This is a genomic window from Pseudoalteromonas sp. 5Ae-yellow, from assembly GCF_014077565.1.
Taxonomy (GTDB): Bacteria; Pseudomonadota; Gammaproteobacteria; order Enterobacterales; family Alteromonadaceae; genus Pseudoalteromonas.
The window spans coordinates 66166-81538 of the sequence record NZ_JACGWD010000009.1; the positions used below are offsets into that span (position 1 = coordinate 66166).

Below are 15373 nucleotides of genomic sequence, written 5' to 3' on the forward strand. Positions count from 1 at the left end.
TAACATGCAGCGTTCCCGCATCGCTTTATTTGTATTGTCAGCCCTCGTCGGTTCTGTTGCTTTAACTGGTTGTGATCAGGCTGCTGAGCAGTCACAAGCTTCAGCTCCTAAAGCTGTCCCAGTGGGTGTAATTACAGTAAAAAGCCAAGCGCTTACTCTCAAAAAAGAACTTCCTGGTCGCATTAGTGCATTTCAAATTGCTGAAATTCGTCCACAAGTAAGTGGTATTGTACAATCTCGTTTATTTGTTGAAGGTAATGAGGTTAAACAAGGCCAAGCACTGTATCAAATAGACCCTGCTACATTTGAAGCAGACTTAGCAGCAAGTGAAGCAAGCGTAGCGCGCGCAGAGGCAAGCATTGCCAGCTCTAAATCAAAAGCATCGCGTTATAAAGAACTTTTAAAAATTAAAGCCGTGAGCCAACAAGATTTTGATGAAGCAGATGCCGCATACAAGCAAGCTAATGCTGAATTATTAACAGCTAAAGCGCAGTTAAAATCAGCGCAAATTAATCTCGATTACAGCCACGTCTCTTCTCCTATTAGTGGTCAAATTAGTAAATCAAGCGTAACAGTGGGTGCACTTGTAAGTGCCAATCAAAGTACAGCACTTGCTACAGTAACTCAGTTAGATCCAATTTATATCGATTTAACACAATCAAGTAATGAGCTTACCCAACTTAAAAAAGCAATATCATCAGGTGCTCTAACTGTCGATTCGGCTAATCAAACTGACGTTGAACTTATTATGGAAGATGGCTCTATTTATCCTCATAAAGGCACATTACAGTTTTCTGAAGTGACCGTTGATCCAAGTACTGGCTCAGTAACACTGCGTGCTAAATTTTCAAACCCAGAAAAATTATTACTGCCTGGCATGTATGCTCGAGCTTCTATTGTGGAAGGTGTTAAAGCGGGTGCTATTTTAGCTCCGCAACGTGGCGTTAGCCGTAATTCAAAAGGCGAACCAACAGCAATGGTTGTCAGTAAAGACAACACAGTAGAAAGCCGCGTATTAAAAGTAGATAGAACTATTGGTTCTGATTGGCTTGTTACTGATGGCCTAAGTGATGGCGATAAGTTAATAGTTGAAGGTTTACAAAAAATCCGCCCTGGTGCACCTGTGAACCCATCTGAAATTCAATCGTCTGCTAAAGCCGATCAAGCGCAATAACGGAGAGTTTTAATGTCACGATTTTTTATCGATAGACCGATATTTGCTTGGGTACTCGCTATTGTAGTGATGCTTGCAGGTATTTTGGCGATTAGGAGTTTACCTATTTCGCAGTATCCTTCAATTGCACCACCTGCAGTGAGTATTACTGCAACGTACCCTGGTGCATCTGCACGAACACTTGAAGATACGGTAACGCAAGTTATTGAGCAAAAAATGAAAGGGCTTGATGGCTTGCTTTATATGTCATCTACGTCTGAGTCGAGTGGTTCTGCTACGCTTACACTTTCGTTTAGCGCTGAAACTGACCCTGATATTGCACAAGTTCAAGTGCAAAATAAACTAGCTACAGCAACTCCACTATTACCAGAAGCCGTACAAAGGCAAGGTGTGGTAGTTGCAAAATCAGCGCGTAACTTTTTAATGGTTTATGCTTTTGTGTCTAAAGATGGCAGCATGACCAATATTGATATTGGCGATTATGTTTCATCAAACGTGCAAGACGTTGTCTCGCGTGTTGAAGGCGTAGGTGAAGTACAGCTGTTTGGTTCTCAGTACGCGATGCGTATTTGGTTAGACCCTGCAAAACTACAAAACTATCAGCTTACACCTGCCGACATCAGCGCCTCTATTTCTGCACAGAATGCACAAGTATCTGCTGGTCAACTTGGTGGTATGCCAGCGGTTAATGGTCAGCAGCTTAATGCTACAGTAACGGCGCAAAGCCGATTACAAACGCCAGAGCAATTTGAACAAATCTTAGTTAAAACCAATCCAGATGGCTCTTTTGTGCGTCTAGAGGACGTTGCTAGAGTAGAGCTTGGCGGTGAAAGCTACCGTGTTGTTGCACGTTACGATGGACAACCAGCATCAGGCTTAGGTATCAAATTAGCCAGTGGCGCGAACGCACTTGATACAGCTGAAGGTGTTAAAAAAGCAATTGAAGAGTTAAAGCCATTTTTTCCTGAAGGGTTAGATGCGGTTGTACCTTACGACACAACGCCATTTGTATCGCTCTCTATCGAAAAAGTTATTCACACTTTAATTGAAGCCGTTGTTTTAGTATTTGTAGTTATGTATTTGTTCCTACAAAACTTTAGGGCAACACTTATTCCAACTATTGCCGTGCCTGTAGTTTTACTTGGTACGTTTGGTATTTTATACACCTTTGGTTATTCAATAAATACACTAACGATGTTTGCGATGGTACTTGCCATAGGATTATTGGTAGATGATGCAATCGTTGTTGTAGAAAACGTAGAGCGCTTAATGACCGAGGAAAAACTCTCAGCGCTTGAAGCAACACGAAAATCTATGGATGAAATTAAAGGCGCGCTGGTAGGTATAGCTATGGTGCTTTCGGCTGTATTTATTCCAATGGCATTTTTTAGTGGTTCTACCGGTATTATTTATCGTCAGTTCTCTATTACACTGGTATCGGCGATGGGTCTTTCGGTATTGGTGGCACTTATTTTAACACCTGCATTGTGTGCAACGCTTTTAAAACCAAGCCACGTTCACGATAACACCTCATTTATTGGCAAATTTTTCTCTGGCTTTAACCGTGGGTTTGATAAAACTAATAGCGGTGCGCAAGGCTTTGTTAGCCGAATGATCAACCACTCTAAGCGTTATTTACTTATTTACGCGGTGATAGTGGGTGGCATGGTGTATGTATTTTCGCATTTACCAACGGCGTTTTTACCAGACGAAGACCAAGGTATTTTATTTAACCAAGTTTCATTACCAGCGGGTTCTACAACACAGCAAACGCTTGAGGTTGTTAAAAAGGTAGAAAATCACTTTTTAAACGATCAATCTGAAGCAGTAAACGGTATTTTAACCGTGACTGGTTTTAGTTTTGCAGGTTCTGGTCAAAACTCAGCAATTGCCTTTATAAATCTTAAACATTGGGATGAGCGTCAGCGTGACGAGTTATCTGTTCAAGGTGTTGCAGGTAAAGCGATGGGCTACTTTTCAACGATAAAAGAAGCATTTGTTTTTGCCTTTCCGCCACCTGCAATTGTTGAGCTGGGAACTGCTAATGGCTTTAATATTTTCTTACAAGACCGTGTAGGCCTTGGCCATGAGGCACTTTTAGCTGCACGAAATCAGTTATTAGGTTTAGCAAGCCAAAGTCCAATTTTAGCGGGCGTGCGTCCAAATGGACAAGAAGATATGCCAGAGCTACAACTTGATACAGATTTGGCAAAAGCCGAAGCGCTTGGTGTGTCGCAAAACGATATTAACAGTACACTTTCGACAGCATGGGGTAGTAGTTATGTGAATGACTTTATTGACCGTGGTCGAGTGAAAAAAGTGTATATGCAAGGTGATGTACAATCTCGCATGGTGCCTGAGGATCTAAATAAGTGGTATGTACGCAATGATAATGGCGATATGGTGCCCTTTTCAGCGTTTGCTAGTGCCTACTGGACGTATGGTTCGCCGCGTTTAGAGCGTTACAATGGTTTTTCAGCAATGGAAATTCAAGGTAGTGCAGCGCCAGGTTACAGTACAGGCCAAGCAATGGATGAAATGGAGCGTTTAGTTAAACAATTACCAAATGGTATTTCGTCTGAGTGGACCGGTATTTCATTCCAAGAGCGCTCTAGTAGCGGTCAAGCACCTCTACTATATGGCCTATCGCTGTTATTTGTATTTTTATGTTTAGCCGCGCTTTATGAAAGTTGGTCGGTACCGTTTGCGGTAATGATGATTGTGCCACTGGGTATATTTGGTGCAATTATGGCAGCGCTTGGCGGTGGCTTATCTAACGATATCTACTTGCAGGTAGGCTTGTTGACCACCATTGGTTTGGCATCTAAAAATGCGATACTGATTGTAGAGTTTGCGATTCATAAAATGGAAGAAGGGCTTGGCTTAGTTGATGCGGCTATTGCTGCTGTTCGCCTTCGTTTGCGTCCAATACTTATGACTTCGATGGCCTTTATTTGTGGTGTTTTACCGCTTGCTATTGCCTCAAGCGCGGGTTCTGGTGCGCAAAATGCGTTAGGTATTTCGATTATTGGCGGCACACTTGCATCATCAATATTAGTTGTTGTTTTTGTACCGTTATTCTTTGTGTTAGTGCGCCGTGTATTTCCTGGCAAAGCTAAAGAGACTACGAAGGAGAGCGCAGAATGAGCATTAAAACATTCAGCCTAAGTGCAATTGCTTTATTGGTGCTAAGTGGTTGCCAACTAGCGCCAGAGCAAAAAGACCTTGCTTTACCAGTATCTGATGCTTATGCATCAGATACTGGGCAAAGCGCTGCGCAGCAATTAAATTGGCAGCAGTTTTTTAATGACGAAAAACTACAAACGTTAATTAGTCAAAGCCTTGAGCATAACAAAGACATGCAAATTGCAGTGCTTAATGTGCAGCGTGTGCGTGGTTTATATCAAATTGAAGACTCTGCTTTGTATCCATCCCTTGATTTAAATGCCTCAGGTACGCGCCAGCGTTTACCGGCTGACTTATCAGGTACTGGCGATGCAGCTATTAGCTCGCAATACAGTGCAACAGTGGGTATTACCTCTTACGAGTTAGATATTTGGGGCAAGGTAAGTAACCAATCAGCGCAAGCACTGCAAAACTTATACTCTACAGAGCTTAGTCAATACAGCACGCAGGTGTCTTTAATTTCAGAGTTGGCAAATGCGTGGCTAAATTATGCAACTGATTTGCAACTGCTAGAGCTTGCAAAAGAAACGCTTACCTCTCAGCAAGAGTCATTATCGCTTACGCAAAAAAGCTTTGATTTAGGTGCGACGTCTTCTATTACTCTTGAGCAGCTTAAAAGCACAGTTGCTACGGCAAAAGTAGACATAGCAACGTACAAACGTTTGTTAAAGCGTGATAAAAGTGCCTTAGATTTATTAGTAGGTAAATCTGTTTCAGCTGATTTACTACCTAATAAAGACCTGACTAACTTGATCAGTATGCCAGAAGTACCCGTTGGTTTACCGTCTGACCTGTTATCACAGCGCCCTGATATTAAAGCCGCTGAGCATTTAATGCTTGCTGCAAATGCCAATATTGGTATTGCTCGTGCGGCGTTTTATCCAAGCATAAGCTTAACAGCCAATGCGGGGTCAGCTTCAAGTGACTTAAGTGGCTTGTTTGATTCAGGCTCTGGGACATGGAGTTTTGTGCCGACAATTAGCTTACCTATTTTTAATATGGGACGTAACCAAGCAAATCTTGATGTAGCAAAAGCAGATCAAGAAATTGCAGTGGCAACGTATCAGCAAAAAATTCAAAATGCGTTTCGCGAAGTTGCCGATGCACTTGCTGATAGAGAAGGTTACCAAGAGCAATTAAGTGCCCTTGATATGCTTATAAGTAGTCGACAAATCACGTTTGATTTATCAAAAATGCGTTACGAAAAAGGCGCAGATAGCTACTTGCAAGTACTTGATGCTCAGCGTACGTGGTACGGCGCGCAACAGCAGTTAATTGCGGGTCAGCAAGCGTATCTTGCGAGTCAAATTAACTTGTACAAAGCGCTTGGTGGCGGATGGAATGTAGCCAGTGAAACAACTCAGGAAGAGAAATAATATTTGCGGCTTTTAAAGCCGCATTACATATTTATATAGCGAGACTATTTATAGCTCTTGCTTTACTGAGTTTATGACTTGGTAGTGGAGTTGAACATGAAGCCTAAAGCAAAAAGGCAAACAGATCCCGCGATAGCACTTGCTAGGCGTGAGCAAATTTTATCAGCTGCTGCAGAGTGTTTTCGCCGTAAAGGTTACCACGGTGCAGGTATGGCAGAAATATCTAAAACGGCAGGGATGAGTGCAGGCCATATTTATAATTACTTTGAAAGCAAAGAGGCGATTATAGAAAGCATTATTGAAAAAGACATGGAAGAAATGTTCTCTATCTTTCAAAAGTTTGAAGATCACCCTGGTGATGTTTTGGCGGCTCTTTTAGATGGCTTAAATATTGGCGTGCAAAGACACATGGATACAGGCTCATGTGTTATCGATTTAGATATGATGGCAGAAGCGGGTCGTAATATTAAAGTCGCTACTCTTTTGCGTGAAACCGATATTCAAGCAAGAGGGCGCATGAGGCAGCTTTTAGCAAGCGAGCGAAGTGCGCTCAAAGACATTGATGAGCTTGAACTTGAAAGCCGAATTAATGTTATTTTTTCGATGATGGCGGGGTTATTACTTAGAAAGTTACTTTACCCTGAGCTAACCGAAGAAACGGTACTCATAGCGCTTCGCCCTGCAATGAAAACATTACTGATGCCATTTGATGAAGCGCAGTAACGCTCAAAATAGATAACTAAAAAGTAAGCTAGCCAATATTTTGGCTAGCTTTTTTATTTATACTATTTAAAAACGCTCGATTGACCACTGAAGTGCAATGATTGCGATAGCAACGGAGCCCATTGGCATTAACCACTTTTTATACCAAGTGTAGTGTCGTACATAAATGAGTATTGGTAAGGCTATCAGTAATATACTAAGTTGACCGATTTCGACGCCTAAATTAAACGCCAAAATACTGAGCAGTTGATAGTCGCTCGACAGGCCAAGCTCGCCAAGTACGCTCGCAAATCCCATACCATGTAGTAAACCAAAAGCAAAAGTAAGCCAACCTAAACGAAGTATCAGCGGCCACACATTATTTAATGCTGCAAATAAAACCGATATAGCAATTCCAAGCTCTACCCAGCGGCTATTTGGTGAGACTAAGCTCATAGCTGTTGCGGTAAGCGTAATAGAGTGCGCAAGCGTAAACGCGGTTACTATCCATGCTGTGTGTTTAATAATTTGTTTTTTAGAGCTAATACCTTGCCATGCTTTATCGCTGCGCTTTAAAACACAGGTAAGTAACAGGGCGATTAAAAATAAAATATGATCAATACCAATCCAAATATGTAAAACACCCTGATACACGTATTGATTAAAGGTACTTAAATAACTTGTTTGCTCAAAGCTGAACGTTTGTTGTGCCTCGTTGATATTAAATACACGAGATACACCGTTTATATTTACGATGGATTTATGATTGGCATCGGTTTTAAAAAAAGCAGAATAGGAAAGGGAGATTGTTTCATTGTCATCACAGCTAAACTGCAGCGGAATCACCAAATAAGGCTGGTTAAAATGGTTATCTAGCTGATAGATACCTTCACTTTTTAAAGGGCATGATTGCGCGTTTTGCGTGATATTTAAATTTTCTTCAATGAAGTTATTAATTGAGCTGCGTTTTGCTTTTATTTCTGCCCACGAAATTTGCCCGTTTTTATCTAAATCCAGAGGTACTGCGTGCTCTAAGTCGGCTATATTAATTTGCCAGGTACCCGTGTATTGGTTTTTGTTGGTGTCGTTATTGTTCTCGCTATTTAAGGTTATATAACTTGTACTTAGTTGATGGGCAAAGCTGTAAGTTGAAAAAATACACAGCATTAAAGTGAGTATAAATAGATAAGGCGTTTTCATAGTGTGTCTCGTTGCATCGCTTTTGCTTGAGTAAGTAATTGCTCATCGGTGCTCATTTTAGCCTGTTGCCAATTAATATGAGCCCAGTAAAGTGCTTTTTCGCGATTTGGTTGTACATCAAGGTAATATTTAGCTAAGTCACTTGCATGAAAAGAATCTTTACGAAGCTCTCGTAGTGTAACTCTTTGCGCCATTGTATTTTGCCATGTTTTATCGCGTTTATTTAGTTTTTTTTCTGCGATTGAAAGTCTTAACAAAATAGCATCCTCTAAATTACTTTTATCAGGTAGCAGTACGCTTAATGTATTTAATACTTGTTGTGGTTGATTTAGAGCAATTTGAATATCGGCCCATAAAACAATAAGGCTCACAGGGGCTTGAACTAAATCTACACTTTGTAAGTGAGACAACGCTTGTTTGTAGTTATTTAAACGGTAGCTCATTTCACTTAAAACATGGTTTGTAGCTAGGCTAGTTTGATTATTATTTATAATTTTTACTAATGCTTGGTAGCTGTCTAAAACGCTTTCATGTTGGCTTTGTACATCGAGTACACAGGTGCTAGCAGTAATAGTGCTTACTTGCCCAATTAAGGCTACGCAGTGTTTTTTTGCTTGTGCGAACTTACCTTGAGTCATAAATATATTGGCTAGCAATAAATGGCTATTATTATGTTTTGGCTCTCCAATCAAAACGTTGTTAGCAATATCAATAGCTTCGTCAAAAAGGTGCTCTTTTTGTAAAACGCGAGCATATAAGTAACCAATTTGAGATGAGGGTGTTTGTTTATATAGCTGGGCTAAACGGGTTTTAAGTAGCCCCTGTAAACGCTCTGTTTGGCCTACATATTGGCTGTTAGTGACTAATGTATTTATTTCGTCAACAGAGAGAGAAGTACTAAGCGTTGAATTACTTTTGGCAATAACTGCATCATCTTTTGGGGTAAAAGGCGCAGCGCTCAACGCAAAGGGTGTTAGGCATAAAGTAATAAATGCGACGGACTTAAAAATTGATAAATGCATTATAAATATCCTTTGAAAAAAGCCATCCATGGCCTGTCAGCTTAATGACTTGGTTAGTTACCGTTTGTTGAAATTAATCCATCAACATCGGTATCTGTGTTTGTAAACACCCGACCGTTAACAGTTAACGGCTCTGCATTTGGCGCTTGATTAAATGCATCGGTTGCAAATTGAGCAAAGTCGACTTGTAGTGCGTCAATTGTAATGTTTACTGTTGCAGTTACTTGCGAATTAACGCCATCACTTACACCAAACATAAAACTATCTGAACCTGTCACTTCTTTATTTGGTGTATAGGTAAAGTTACCATCGCTATTAACGGTAACAGTTCCAAGAGTTGGTTCACTTGTTAATGAGTAAGTAAGCGAATCGCCATCATTGTCGGTTGCGCTAAGCATATCGGTAATGCTTACTTCAGTTTGTGTAGTTAGCATTGCATCACTTGCGGTCGGCGCTGTGTTTACAACCGGTGTAGGCTGTTTTTTATCATCATCGCTACTACATGCTCCCAATGTTAATGCACTGAGGAGAACACAAATATGGGTAGTTTTTAAATTACGCATTATTTTACTCCTTATTTAGAGCCAGCAAGTGGTGTTGCAAGATATGGGAATGTTGAGTCCATCATTGTTGCATCAATAGGTGCGCCGTCTGTAAATGGCACTGTGCCTGTATTAGCATCCTCTGGTGCACAAAGTCCTAAATCAGTGTCTTCACCATTTACAGGAATCGGATGACATAAACGACCCATCACAACACGAAGTGCAATATCAACCACATCATCACCCGGGCGACGACCATTTGGGAAACCCGCTAAATCATTACCCGCTACACCAAATGCAGATTGATCAGCCTGCGCTGTTGCGGTAATGGCTGTGTTTAAACGCAGCATTTCTGAAGGTGTTACCGTTGCTTGCTGATTAACGTCTGCAAAACCCGTTAAAAATGCAGTGATTAAATCAGTACGCGGGAAGTTAGTGGGTGCCAGAGTTTCAAAGTTAGTATCTAGTGTTGTATTAACCGCATCTTTAAACAAAATATTTAATAACTCTGGTAGTGCTGGGTGAGATACATAATCTAAGAATTGTGCATCATCTTTAGGGTGCGCTGTTGAAAATGCGTCTTTGTCTTTAATGCCAATTACAAGCTCATTTACAAGTGGGCTACCTAGGCGTGAGACCTGAGTTAATGCACCACCGTTTACCGCATTATTAGCAAATTTAGCATTTGGGTTTAATACACGTGCTTGAGGTAAGCTTGCCGTTGTCCACGAGCCAATTACACCGTTACCTTCACCAACAATACAACTCTTTGGTATTTCGATAGCGATTGATGTGACGTTTTTATCTGCAAGATCGTCGTTATCAGCAGATTGCGTTATACCACCTGGGAAACCACCGCCGTCACCAGCACCTGGGGCGCTATCACCTTCTACAGGTACATAGTTAACTAAATCAAATGTTTTACCTAGGTTAACTACAAATGGGTCTTTTCGTTGTCCTACAAAAACTTGTGCCATGTTTTCACAGTTAGGAATTGAAACCTGATAAACAAATTGGTCAGCATAAGTTTGATAATCACTCATCGATCCAAATGTTTTATCACCTACATAATCAAGCGGTTTAGGAAATGAGCTTGAGTTTGATGCAGTGTTATTTAATACCGTTGTTTCGCCAGTACGCTGCGCGCCGCTAATCATGGTCATTGTGTATGATTCACTAAAATTTGCTGCGCTGTCATCACCTGCAGCCACGCCGCCAACATTTTTAAGTGGTACCGAAACTGTTCGTTGATTACCTTCAGGTCCAACTGTTAATTGCACGCCTTGATTGTCGTTAGGGAGCATGCTTTTAAAGTTAAACGCAAATGTAATATCTTCAACAGCATCGCCGTCGTTATCTATATGAATGCTGTAGGTAGCATCTGGGTCCATTGCAAAGTAATTAGGACCGCCGTATGCATCTTGCAGCGGGATATAGTTAGCTATTAGTGTTACAAAATCACCACGACCTTGTTCGTAACTATTAAATACATAAAAATCGGTTGAATCTAAAGTCGGGAAACGGCTTATATTTGGCGCTTCTCTGTGGCTAGATGCTTCACTTGGTGCACTTACAAATGTACTACATATTACTACTGCGAGTATTGATGGAGTTAAAGCTTTCATGACTTTGTCCTTTAGTTTTGATTGAAGTCATAGCTAATAACGGGGCAGGATTTAAATTGGATGCAAAAAAGTTAAATTATTTTATTTTTTTTGTTAAAAAGTTTAAAAGTAGGTTGGCTGCTTTGTGTAAGCAGCCAACTTTGGTAATAATAGTCGGGTTATAAAAGTACCAGCTCTGTGGTGTAAAGCACTTCAGTGGGAGAGCCATTTGGTGAGCCACCTATAGGCTCTAAACTCACTGCTAACAATGCGATATCACTTGCGTTAAAGCGGTTATCTTTAAATAATATTTTACTGCCTTGCTTGGGCAGTAAACCCAATGAAATAGGTGCATCTTGACCTTTTAAAATCATCCACAGCTCATAATCTTTATTAGTTTGAGCAACCAATTGGCTACTAGCTTTAATTGAGAGCCCTTGCTCGCTTACATCAATAAACCACAATGATTGTTTATCTTGATTTTGAACCAAAGCAATTTGCTGAGTTTGCATAACATTGGTACTAGGCTGAATAACCAAAAAGGCTAAAACAATGCATGCGGCAGTCGCCACAAAAGACCATGTACGCCAAATTGAAGGCTTGGTATGTATGACTGTTTTACTTGTTTGTGGTCTGTTTTCAATACGCTGTAGTATATTTACCCATACATCGTCACGTGGCGTTTGCGGTGTAATAGCACTCGCTAAGTTGTTTAGGTTTTGCTCCCACATATTTGTTGCTTCACGTGCTTGATTTGAGCTAAGTAACAGACGCTGAAAATGCTTACGGGCAAGCCCTCTAAGTGTGCCAAGCACGTACTGCCCAGCAAGCGCGTCTAATAGTTCGGGTTTATTATAATTCATAATGTTAAACACCTTTGTAGCTGCATAAGCCCACCCCTGATCCAGCTTTTAACTGTACCTAATGGCGTTTCTATATGATCCACTAACTCGCTATGACTCAGCCCCTTATAATAAGCTAAGTGAATAGCTTGTTTTTGTTGCGGCTCAAGCTGTTCGATACAATTGACCAGTTTCGTTTCTTCATCGTAATTAACGTCGATACTTTCATTTTCATATTCGTCATCGCCTAACGACTGCTCTTTTCGTACTTTGTGATATCGAAGTAAGTCAAGACTTCTGTATCTGACTATACTTATCATCCAACTAATAACGGTGCCTTTAGAGGCGTTATATTCAGATGCGTTATGCCAAATTTTTATAAAAGCGTCTTGTAGTGCCTCTTCCGCATAAGCTCTGTTAGTGAGCATATTTAAGCTAATAGCAAAAAGTTTGCCGCTAGTTTGTTGATATAAACTTGAGAAAGCATTTTTGTCTCCTTGTGCTGTTGCGCACAAAAGAGGGAGTAAATCATCGTTATCCATAGGGGTCCTGTTTTTCTTATTATCATTGAGTAAACGGTTGAGGGTGTGATTTGGATGCAAAAAATTTAATTGCCTTTTAGATTAGCTGCTTTATACGTTAGTACAAGCAATAACCGATCAGTGTTTGAAATTTAGACGTGTAAGTATAATTTATTCACATGTTTGTAAAAAATGCACAAAGAGCGGTCTGTAGTAGATTTTAGTTTATTAATTACTATATATATCAATGATCTACTGTTCGAGTTTGAATTTTAAATGGCATTTATATGGCGTGATATTTGCAAAAGACTACTTAAAGCCGTTTAAATTAAGATTATAAATCGGCATTATTTTCACAAAGGAGAGACTATGTGGGCTGCAATTAGTTATTTACTATTAGCACTACTGCTTATTTTTATTGGTTGGGAAGTGAACTCTGTTTATTTTGCTATTGTTTTTTATTGGACTGCGCTGTCACTTTTATTAGTGAGTACCGCATATATTTTTAATACAGCAAAAATATTTAGAAAACGTGAAAATGGAGTGATCCCATTTTATATACGTTGGGCGTTTGTGCCATTTTTATTTGGTGTGCAAATTTATAATGCCTGGTCGCGTAAGCATGACAAAGTACCGCCCATTCAACAAGTAAACGAAAATCTATTTTTAGCTTGCCGATTATTTCCCTCAGACATAGACACATTAAAAGATAACGGAATTACAGCGATTTTGGATGTAACGTGCGAGTTTGACGGTCTAGAGTGGAGTTCAACGCAAGAGAACTTTAATTACTTAAATATTCCGGTGCTTGATCATAGTGTCCCTTCACATTCGCAGCTGAATCAGGCTATTAATTGGATACATCACCATATTAAAGAAAATCGTCGCGTAGTTGTACATTGCGCCTTAGGCCGTGGGCGGTCTGTTTTTGTAATGGCGGCTTATTTATTGAGTCAAAACAAAAATGCAGATGTACATGAAGTACTTGCGCAAATAAAAGAAACCCGCGAAACCGCAAATTTAAATAAGCATCAACTTCGCCATTTAGCTAAGCGACATAAAAAAGGCGAATTACTGATTAAAAACAAAGCCGTTTTAATTGCTAACCCTGTATCTGGTACACGATTATGGGAAGAAAAAGAGCACTTAATTGTTGCGCGGCTATCGGACTATTACGATTTGAAAGTACTCACTACTACAAAAGAAGTTAACGGTATTGAGCTGGCTAAACAGGAAATTGCGCAAAATCCGGATATTATTATCACATGCGGGGGAGATGGTACAGTGGCCGAAGTTGCAAGCGTACTTGTAAATACACAATGTAAACTAGGCATCATCCCTATGGGGACTGCAAACGCCCTTGCGCATGTATTGATGGGTATTACCTCTAAGTTTATTCCAGTAGAACAAGCCTGTGACCTAATTATAGATGGTCAAACAAGCATAATAGATACTGCTTATTGTAATAATGAATTAGTACTTTTATTAGCGGGCATTGGTTTTGAGCAATCAATGATAGAAAAAGCAGATAGAGAGTCGAAAAATAAGTCGGGGCAACTTGCCTATCTAAATGGTTTTTTTGAAGCTTTTGGCGAACAAAAATCACAGCTACTTAATATAAAACTCGACGATAATGAGCCCAAAGAAATATGTACAAATAGCTTTATTGTGGCAAATGCCGCGCCTTTTACAACATTATTGGCTCAAGGTGGTGGGCAGCCAGATCATAGTGACGGGCTTCTTGATGTAAATTGGCTAACACCCAATAATGAAAACTCAACAACCATTTTAAGTATTGCTGAGCTGATGTACAGTAGCTTAACGCAAACACATTTAGCTATAAACTCGCACCATACAAATGCTAAAAGAGTCGAGGTTACAGGCGAAGGTGAGCTTAAATACGTACTTGATGGTGAAATTAAAACTGCTCACAAACTCGTTATTACTATTGAGCCGGCTTCATTAAATGTGATTTGCAAAGAGCAATAAATCGCGCTAGTTATAATCAAAAAAGGAGCTAAATTAGCTCCTTTTTTACATCATTTTTTAATTGATGGCCAAACAAACCCTGTTGTATCCGGCGCTTGAGAAGATGTTTCTCTTGGTGCACTTTTTGGTCTACGAATAGGCTTATTATTTATAGTGTGAATATAAAGTGCTTCCACTTTATCGCGAGCCCAAGGCGTTTTACGCAAAAACTTTAAACTCGATTTAATGCTGGGTTGATCAGTAAAACATTTAATTTTTACTTGCTCGCCAAGTGTTCTCCAGCCAAGTCGCTGTTCTAACTCAACAAGTATTTGTTCTAGCGTTACCCCATGTAAAGGGTTTTTAGGTTGATTATTCATAGCCATACTACTTATTTAAACTGCGTGCATTGTAGCTTAAATCAGCTTTTAGCGCTAATTCACAGTGATTGTTTTAGGAGCTGTTGGGTAAATAGTATTACCTTGCTTATCTATTTTAAGCCAAATGAGTTGGCTGTTACTGTGTTGGGGTGTTTTAGCACCACACAAAAGTGTAAAAGAGTGAACTTGTATTAATGCGCCTTCGCTATAGCGTTTGTTGTCGTACCAACAGTTAGATTCTTCATTTACAAACTGGTTTGCATCAATAATAGAATGGGTTTTAAGGGTTGTTGCTTCACTAAGTATTGAATACGATAAGCTGCTAAAACAAAAGCATAGAATTAAAAAGTTACGCATTAGAGGCCTTTAAATAGGGAGGGTTAAAAATAATACATTAAGCTAAAAAACGTGCTAGTGTAAAGTACACAAAGTGATTTTAATTATAAACTTAGTTACACACAGAACAACTTAGATTCAAATAAAAAGGTGCACACAATGCAATTTAATCAAACAATGATCGAAGAATTCACACTATTAGCAAAGTTTCCTCGCGACAGTAAAATGCAGGGTATTAAATTACACTCAGACGCAGAGCCAAGCTTACTTAGTGCAGCGCAACGTTTATTTGAAAAAGGGATTATAGATAGCCCAGATGGCGGATATTTAACTGATCTGGGCTTAGATTTAATTGAGCATATTACGGTTATTCATAGTGCGCTACAAAGTTAGCTAACCTGATGTAATGGTCTCCTCCCTATACGGCATCTATGTGCCATGATTAAAGTGGTTACAATAATCAAAGGGAGAAGACCAAAATGAAGATTACAACAATTGGTTTAGACATAGCAAAAAGATT

Annotated in this window: 14 protein-coding genes; 6 read left to right on the top strand and 8 right to left on the bottom strand. The window is 39.8% G+C overall.

The window, feature by feature from the left end:
• Positions 1-4 precede the first annotated feature (4 nt).
• The 4 genes from H4J63_RS04465 to H4J63_RS04480 all read left to right on the top strand — a co-directional run bounded on the left by H4J63_RS04465 (position 5) and on the right by H4J63_RS04480 (position 6459).
• Entirely contained in the window at positions 5-1174 is a 1170-nt protein-coding gene (locus H4J63_RS04465; protein ID WP_004588754.1) for an efflux RND transporter periplasmic adaptor subunit, read from the top strand.
• A 12-nt stretch (positions 1175-1186) separates the two neighbouring features.
• Positions 1187-4321: an efflux RND transporter permease subunit gene (locus tag H4J63_RS04470; RefSeq protein WP_182194803.1), complete on the top strand. Its 3135-nt coding sequence runs from the start codon at positions 1187-1189 to the stop codon at positions 4319-4321.
• Complete coding sequence (locus H4J63_RS04475; protein ID WP_182194806.1) at positions 4318-5736, top strand: efflux transporter outer membrane subunit; 1419 nt, start codon at positions 4318-4320, stop codon at positions 5734-5736. Before H4J63_RS04470 ends, H4J63_RS04475 begins: the two co-directional genes overlap by 4 nt.
• Before the next feature lie 96 nt (positions 5737-5832).
• Positions 5833-6459 (top strand): TetR/AcrR family transcriptional regulator, encoded by a 627-nt coding sequence (locus H4J63_RS04480; protein ID WP_182194809.1) that lies wholly within the window; start codon positions 5833-5835, stop codon positions 6457-6459.
• Positions 6460-6525: 66 nt separating this feature from the next.
• Here H4J63_RS04480 and H4J63_RS04485 read toward each other — a convergent pair whose 3' ends face one another.
• From H4J63_RS04485 to H4J63_RS04510, 6 genes are all read right to left on the bottom strand, one after another.
• Complete coding sequence (locus H4J63_RS04485) at positions 6526-7638, bottom strand: HupE/UreJ family protein (protein WP_182194811.1); 1113 nt, start codon at positions 7636-7638, stop codon at positions 6526-6528.
• Positions 7635-8660, bottom strand: a complete 1026-nt coding sequence (locus H4J63_RS04490; RefSeq protein WP_182194814.1) for a hypothetical protein — start codon at positions 8658-8660, stop codon at positions 7635-7637. The genes H4J63_RS04485 and H4J63_RS04490 overlap by 4 nt, the downstream gene beginning before the upstream one ends.
• A gap of 53 nt (positions 8661-8713) precedes the next feature.
• The gene (locus tag H4J63_RS04495; protein WP_149603607.1) at positions 8714-9223 is read right to left on the bottom strand and encodes an Ig-like domain-containing protein; all 510 of its coding nucleotides are present in this window, start codon (positions 9221-9223) and stop codon (positions 8714-8716) included.
• Between the two features lie 11 nt (positions 9224-9234).
• On the bottom strand, positions 9235-10827 hold the full coding sequence (locus H4J63_RS04500; RefSeq protein WP_182194816.1) for a DUF4331 domain-containing protein: 1593 nt from the start codon (positions 10825-10827) through the stop codon (positions 9235-9237).
• A 158-nt stretch (positions 10828-10985) separates the two neighbouring features.
• Positions 10986-11669 carry an anti-sigma factor domain-containing protein gene (locus tag H4J63_RS04505; protein WP_182194819.1) on the bottom strand — a complete coding sequence of 228 codons (684 nt, stop codon included), beginning with the start codon at positions 11667-11669 and terminating at the stop codon, positions 10986-10988.
• Positions 11666-12190, bottom strand: a complete 525-nt coding sequence (locus H4J63_RS04510) for a sigma-70 family RNA polymerase sigma factor (RefSeq protein WP_182194822.1) — start codon at positions 12188-12190, stop codon at positions 11666-11668. Before H4J63_RS04510 ends, H4J63_RS04505 begins: the two co-directional genes overlap by 4 nt.
• A 348-nt stretch (positions 12191-12538) precedes the next feature.
• Here H4J63_RS04510 and H4J63_RS04515 point away from each other — a divergent pair, with 348 nt between their 5' ends.
• Entirely contained in the window at positions 12539-14158 is a 1620-nt protein-coding gene (locus H4J63_RS04515; protein ID WP_182194825.1) for a diacylglycerol kinase family protein, read from the top strand.
• A gap of 50 nt (positions 14159-14208) precedes the next feature.
• Here the strand turns inward: H4J63_RS04515 and H4J63_RS04520 are convergent, their stop codons facing one another.
• Positions 14209-14517, bottom strand: a complete 309-nt coding sequence (locus H4J63_RS04520; protein WP_024591820.1) for a VF530 family DNA-binding protein — start codon at positions 14515-14517, stop codon at positions 14209-14211.
• A gap of 54 nt (positions 14518-14571) precedes the next feature.
• On the bottom strand, positions 14572-14874 hold the full coding sequence (locus H4J63_RS04525) for a DUF1496 domain-containing protein (protein WP_024604176.1): 303 nt from the start codon (positions 14872-14874) through the stop codon (positions 14572-14574).
• 138 nt (positions 14875-15012) lie between these two features.
• Between H4J63_RS04525 and H4J63_RS04530 the strand changes: the two genes are divergently transcribed.
• On the top strand, positions 15013-15246 hold the full coding sequence (locus H4J63_RS04530) for a TIGR02647 family protein (RefSeq protein WP_007582405.1): 234 nt from the start codon (positions 15013-15015) through the stop codon (positions 15244-15246).
• Positions 15247-15373: the final 127 nt, after the last annotated feature.

Excerpts from the sequence above, each read along its gene's own strand:
- H4J63_RS04515 (WP_182194825.1), top strand. The coding sequence starts at position 12,539 with ATGTGGGCTGCAATTAGTTATTTACTATTAGCACTACTGCTTATTTTT.
- H4J63_RS04520 (WP_024591820.1), bottom strand. The coding sequence starts at position 14,517 with ATGAATAATCAACCTAAAAACCCTTTACATGGGGTAACGCTAGAACAA.
- H4J63_RS04500 (WP_182194816.1), bottom strand. The coding sequence starts at position 10,827 with ATGAAAGCTTTAACTCCATCAATACTCGCAGTAGTAATATGTAGTACA.
- H4J63_RS04530 (WP_007582405.1), top strand. The coding sequence starts at position 15,013 with ATGCAATTTAATCAAACAATGATCGAAGAATTCACACTATTAGCAAAG.
- H4J63_RS04510 (WP_182194822.1), bottom strand. The coding sequence starts at position 12,190 with ATGGATAACGATGATTTACTCCCTCTTTTGTGCGCAACAGCACAAGGA.
- H4J63_RS04490 (WP_182194814.1), bottom strand. The coding sequence starts at position 8,660 with ATGCATTTATCAATTTTTAAGTCCGTCGCATTTATTACTTTATGCCTA.
- H4J63_RS04485 (WP_182194811.1), bottom strand. The coding sequence starts at position 7,638 with ATGAAAACGCCTTATCTATTTATACTCACTTTAATGCTGTGTATTTTT.
- H4J63_RS04480 (WP_182194809.1), top strand. The coding sequence starts at position 5,833 with ATGAAGCCTAAAGCAAAAAGGCAAACAGATCCCGCGATAGCACTTGCT.
- H4J63_RS04495 (WP_149603607.1), bottom strand. The coding sequence starts at position 9,223 with ATGCGTAATTTAAAAACTACCCATATTTGTGTTCTCCTCAGTGCATTA.
- H4J63_RS04525 (WP_024604176.1), bottom strand. The coding sequence starts at position 14,874 with ATGCGTAACTTTTTAATTCTATGCTTTTGTTTTAGCAGCTTATCGTAT.
- H4J63_RS04465 (WP_004588754.1), top strand. The coding sequence starts at position 5 with ATGCAGCGTTCCCGCATCGCTTTATTTGTATTGTCAGCCCTCGTCGGT.
- H4J63_RS04475 (WP_182194806.1), top strand. The coding sequence starts at position 4,318 with ATGAGCATTAAAACATTCAGCCTAAGTGCAATTGCTTTATTGGTGCTA.
- H4J63_RS04470 (WP_182194803.1), top strand. The coding sequence starts at position 1,187 with ATGTCACGATTTTTTATCGATAGACCGATATTTGCTTGGGTACTCGCT.
- H4J63_RS04505 (WP_182194819.1), bottom strand. The coding sequence starts at position 11,669 with ATGAATTATAATAAACCCGAACTATTAGACGCGCTTGCTGGGCAGTAC.